Annotated in this window: 3 rRNA genes; all 3 read left to right on the forward strand. The window is 53.9% G+C overall.

Annotation, left to right across the window (positions count from 1 at the left end):
- The first annotated feature begins 283 nt into the window (after positions 1 to 283).
- The 3 genes from BIU99_RS08355 (at position 284) to rrf (ending at position 5,624) form a co-directional block, all read left to right on the forward strand.
- Positions 284 to 1,804, forward strand: a 16S ribosomal RNA gene (locus BIU99_RS08355).
- Between the two features lie 449 nt (positions 1,805 to 2,253).
- Positions 2,254 to 5,371 (forward strand): 23S ribosomal RNA (locus tag BIU99_RS08360).
- A gap of 136 nt (positions 5,372 to 5,507) precedes the next feature.
- Positions 5,508 to 5,624 (forward strand): 5S ribosomal RNA (gene rrf / locus BIU99_RS08365).
- The 16S, 23S and 5S rRNA genes sit together here, the layout of an rRNA operon.
- The last annotated feature ends 51 nt before the right edge of the window (positions 5,625 to 5,675 follow it).

Genomic DNA, 5,675 nt, shown 5'->3' on the forward strand with positions numbered 1-5,675 from the left:
TAGAGAAGTTGCCCTGCAGGGCGGTCGTGATGGCCAAAGGCAGGAGCATCCGATCCTTGAGAACTCAACAGCGTGCACAATGTCAAATGCCAAAAACCTCGTGCAATTGATGCCTTCCTTTTCGGTTGGTTGATGTTGTAAGAGATTCCTTTGGAAAACATTTAAACAAAACAAAGCAAGTCAGTAATGATTTGTTCTGTCAGTTTCAAACTTGCATCGTGTTCACCTATTCCGGTGGCATGGTGCGCGAAATGTGCCGGTCTTCGGATCGTGCAATTCAACATTTACGGAGAGTTTGATCCTGGCTCAGGACGAACGCTGGCGGCGTGCTTAACACATGCAAGTCGAACGATGAAGCCCAGCTTGCTGGGTGGATTAGTGGCGAACGGGTGAGTAACACGTGAGTAACCTGCCCTTGACTCTGGGATAAGCGTTGGAAACGACGTCTAATACCGGATACGAGCTTCCACCGCATGGTGAGTTGCTGGAAAGAATTTTGGTCAAGGATGGACTCGCGGCCTATCAGCTTGTTGGTGAGGTAACGGCTCACCAAGGCGACGACGGGTAGCCGGCCTGAGAGGGTGACCGGCCACACTGGGACTGAGACACGGCCCAGACTCCTACGGGAGGCAGCAGTGGGGAATATTGCACAATGGGCGAAAGCCTGATGCAGCAACGCCGCGTGAGGGACGACGGCCTTCGGGTTGTAAACCTCTTTTAGCAGGGAAGAAGCGAAAGTGACGGTACCTGCAGAAAAAGCACCGGCTAACTACGTGCCAGCAGCCGCGGTAATACGTAGGGTGCAAGCGTTGTCCGGAATTATTGGGCGTAAAGAGCTCGTAGGCGGTTTGTCGCGTCTGCTGTGAAATCCCGAGGCTCAACCTCGGGTCTGCAGTGGGTACGGGCAGACTAGAGTGCGGTAGGGGAGATTGGAATTCCTGGTGTAGCGGTGGAATGCGCAGATATCAGGAGGAACACCGATGGCGAAGGCAGATCTCTGGGCCGCTACTGACGCTGAGGAGCGAAAGGGTGGGGAGCAAACAGGCTTAGATACCCTGGTAGTCCACCCCGTAAACGTTGGGCGCTAGATGTGGGGACCATTCCACGGTTTCCGTGTCGTAGCTAACGCATTAAGCGCCCCGCCTGGGGAGTACGGCCGCAAGGCTAAAACTCAAAGGAATTGACGGGGGCCCGCACAAGCGGCGGAGCATGCGGATTAATTCGATGCAACGCGAAGAACCTTACCAAGGCTTGACATATACGAGAACGGGCCAGAAATGGTCAACTCTTTGGACACTCGTAAACAGGTGGTGCATGGTTGTCGTCAGCTCGTGTCGTGAGATGTTGGGTTAAGTCCCGCAACGAGCGCAACCCTCGTTCTATGTTGCCAGCACGTCATGGTGGGAACTCATGGGATACTGCCGGGGTCAACTCGGAGGAAGGTGGGGACGACGTCAAATCATCATGCCCCTTATGTCTTGGGCTTCACGCATGCTACAATGGCCAGTACAAAGGGCTGCAATACCGTAAGGTGGAGCGAATCCCAAAAAGCTGGTCCCAGTTCGGATTGAGGTCTGCAACTCGACCTCATGAAGTCGGAGTCGCTAGTAATCGCAGATCAGCAACGCTGCGGTGAATACGTTCCCGGGCCTTGTACACACCGCCCGTCAAGTCATGAAAGTCGGTAACACCCGAAGCCAGTGGCCTAACCGCAAGGATGGAGCTGTCTAAGGTGGGATCGGTAATTAGGACTAAGTCGTAACAAGGTAGCCGTACCGGAAGGTGCGGCTGGATCACCTCCTTTCTAAGGAGCATGTGCAACGCTCGTCTGTATACAGCGAGGTTTACGTTGCCAAGTCACACTGAGACGAATGTTCTCGGGTGGCGCTCATGGGTGGAACATTGACATTGATGTAGACGTGAGAGTCTGCCAGCAAGTACGTCTTCTTCGGGAGATTGGAACGGTGGCCGGCTGGAGGGTTTGCATATGCACGCTGTTGGGTCCTGAGGGACCGGATCTTCTCCGCTTCGGTGGAGGAAGGACGAACCTCAGGGCCTCTTTTGCTTGACATGAATGGTCAAGGAGAGAGGTACCGCCCGTACTTTGAGAACTACACAGTGGACGCGAGCATCTTAGATTCATGACCTTTCGGGGTTGTGGATCACAAAGATCAAACACCCTCTTCGGAGGGTGGTAGATCATTGGTCAATCTGCATCAGGTAACTGGTGTCGATCGATTCAAACTCATGTGATTTCAAATTTCTAAGAGCAAACGGTGGATGCCTTGGCATCTGGAGCCGAAGAAGGACGTAGTAATCTGCGATAAGCCTCGGGGAGCTGATAAACGAGCTGTGATCCGAGGATTTCCGAATGGGGAAACCCCGCCAGGCCCCTTGTGGTGATCTGGTGACTCCCGCCTGAATATATAGGGCGGGTAGAGGGAACGGGGGGAAGTGAAACATCTCAGTACCCCCAGGAAGAGAAAACAACAGTGATTCCGTCAGTAGTGGCGAGCGAAATCGGAAGAGGCTAAACCGGGCATGTGTGATAGCTATCAGGCGTTGCATGTCCGGGGTTGTGGGACTTCTCACTCCGAACTGATATTCGGGGAGCATTAGAACGTGGTATAGACGAATGGGATTGAAAGCCCAGCCAGAGACGGTGCCAGCCCGGTAGTCGAAATGCTGCAATCGTGCGAGGAGTATCCCAAGTAGCACGGGGCCCGAGAAATCCCGTGTGAATCTGTCAGGACCACCTGATAAGCCTAAATACTCCCAGATGACCGATAGCGGACAAGTACCGTGAGGGAAAGGTGAAAAGTACCCCGGGAGGGGAGTGAAATAGTACCTGAAACCGTTTGCTTACAAACCGTTGGAGCACCCTTGTTGGTGTGACAGCGTGCCTTTTGAAGAATGAGCCTGCGAGTTAGCGATATGTGGCGAGGTTAACCCGTGTGGGGTAGCCGTAGCGAAAGCGAGTCTGAATAGGGCGATTCAGTCGCATGTCCTAGACCCGAAGCGAAGTGATCTATCCATGGCCAGGTTGAAGCGACGGTAAGACGTCGTGGAGGACCGAACCCACTTAGGTTGAAAACTGAGGGGATGAGCTGTGGATAGGGGTGAAAGGCCAATCAAACTTCGTGATAGCTGGTTCTCTCCGAAATGCATTTAGGTGCAGCGTTGCGTGTTTCTTGCCGGAGGTAGAGCTACTGGATGGCCGATGGGGCCCAAAAGCTTACTGACGTCAGCCAAACTCCGAATGCCGGTAAGTGAGAGCGCAGCAGTGAGACGGTGGGGGATAAGCTTCATCGTCGAGAGGGAAACAACCCAGACCACCAACTAAGGTCCCAAAGCGCGTGCTAAGTGGGAAAGGATGTGGAGTTGCACAGACAACCAGGAGGTTGGCTTAGAAGCAGCCACCCTTGAAAGAGTGCGTAATAGCTCACTGGTCAAGTGATTCCGCGCCGACAATGTAACGGGGCTCAAGCACGCCACCGAAGTTGTGGCATTGATATTTTTGGTAGGCCTTCGTGGTCCAGCCGTATTGATGGGTAGGAGAGCGTCGTGTGGCGAGTGAAGCGGCGGTGTAAACCAGCCGTGGACGCTACACGAGTGAGAATGCAGGCATGAGTAGCGAAAGACATGTGAGAAACATGTCCTCCGAAAGACCAAGGGTTCCAGGGTCAAGCTAATCTTCCCTGGGTAAGTCGGGACCTAAGGCGAGGCCGACAGGCGTAGTCGATGGACAACGGGTTGATATTCCCGTACCCGCGAAGAACCGCCCAAGACAATCCAGTGGTGCTAAGAGTCCTAACCCGGACGACTGATTCCCTTCGGGGATGATGGGTCCGGTCTAACGCTCGACCCCATGCTGGTGCGTTTAGCGTATTAACAGGTGTGACGCAGGAAGGTAGCCTATGCCGGGCGATGGTTGTCCCGGTGTAAGTGCGTAGGCTGAGAGATAGGCAAATCCGTCTCTCGTGAAGGCTGAGACACGATACGGACCCGTAAGGGATAGTAGGTGATCCTATGCTGCCAAGAAAAGCATCGACGCGAGGTTCTAGTGGCCCGTACCCCAAACCGACTCAGGTGGTCAGGTAGAGAATACTAAGGAGATCGAGAGAATCGTGGTTAAGGAACTCGGCAAAATGCCCCCGTAACTTCGGGAGAAGGGGGGCCTGAGGCGTATTAGGACTTGCTCCGAAAGCGTTTGAAGGCCGCAGAGACCAGTGGGAAGCGACTGTTTACTAAAAACACAGGTCCGTGCCAAGTCGCAAGACGATGTATACGGACTGACGCCTGCCCGGTGCTGGAAGGTTAAGAGGAACGGTTAGCCGCAAGGCGAAGCTGAGAATTTAAGCCCCAGTAAACGGCGGTGGTAACTATAACCATCCTAAGGTAGCGAAATTCCTTGTCGGGTAAGTTCCGACCTGCACGAATGGCGTAACGACTTCCCAGCTGTCTCAACCGCGAACTCGGCGAAATTGCATTACGAGTAAAGATGCTCGTTACGCGCAGCAGGACGGAAAGACCCCGTGACCTTTACTACAGCTTGGTATTGGTGTTCGGTGTGGCTTGTGTAGGATAGGTGGGAGACGTTGAAGCTTGGACGCTAGTTCAGGTGGAGTCATTGTTGAAATACCACTCTGGTCACTCTGGATATCTAACTTCGAACCGTAATCCGGTTCAGGGACAGTGCCTGGTGGGTAGTTTAACTGGGGCGGTTGCCTCCCAAAAAGTAACGGAGGCGCCCAAAGGTTCCCTCAACCTGGTTGGCAATCAGGTGTCGAGTGTAAGTGCACAAGGGAGCTTGACTGTGAGACTGACAAGTCGAGCAGGGACGAAAGTCGGGACTAGTGATCCGGCAGTGGCTTGTGGAAGCGCTGTCGCTCAACGGATAAAAGGTACCTCGGGGATAACAGGCTGATCTTGCCCAAGAGTCCATATCGACGGCATGGTTTGGCACCTCGATGTCGGCTCGTCGCATCCTGGGGCTGGAGTAGGTCCCAAGGGTTGGGCTGTTCGCCCATTAAAGCGGTACGCGAGCTGGGTTTAGAACGTCGTGAGACAGTTCGGTCCCTATCCGCTGCGCGCGCAGGAAATTTGAAAGGATCTGACCCTAGTACGAGAGGACCGGGTTGGACGAACCTCTGGTGTGTCAGTTGTTCCGCCAGGAGCACCGCTGATTAGCTACGTTCGGGATGGATAACCGCTGAAAGCATCTAAGCGGGAAGCCGGCCTTAAGATGAGATTTCCATGCCTTCGGGCGAGAGGCTCCCAGCCAGACTACTGGGTTGATAGGCCGGATGTGGAAGAGAGGACGAAAGACTCTCGGAGCTGACCGGTACTAATAAGCCGATAATTTGATAACACTTTCTTTGTTTGAATACGAAGATGCTACGCGTCCACTGAGTGGTTCTCGATGTACGGTCGAGAACCCGCAAACAACACCACTGTGTTCGCACAGCGTGTTGGTTTGCTTGTTCACTTTGATACATCAATAGTGTTTCGGCGGCCATAGCGAGAGGGAAACGCCCGGTCACATTCCGAACCCGGAAGCTAAGACTCTTTGCGCCGATGGTACTGCAGGGGGGACCCTGTGGGAGAGTAGGACACCGCCGGACTTCTTCGTTGAAATGGCCACCCAAGGTTCTTGGGTGGCCATTTTGCGTTAA

This window comes from Plantibacter sp. MMLR14_011, assembly GCF_001865025.1.
GTDB classification, from domain to species: domain Bacteria; phylum Actinomycetota; class Actinomycetes; order Actinomycetales; family Microbacteriaceae; genus Plantibacter; species Plantibacter flavus_A.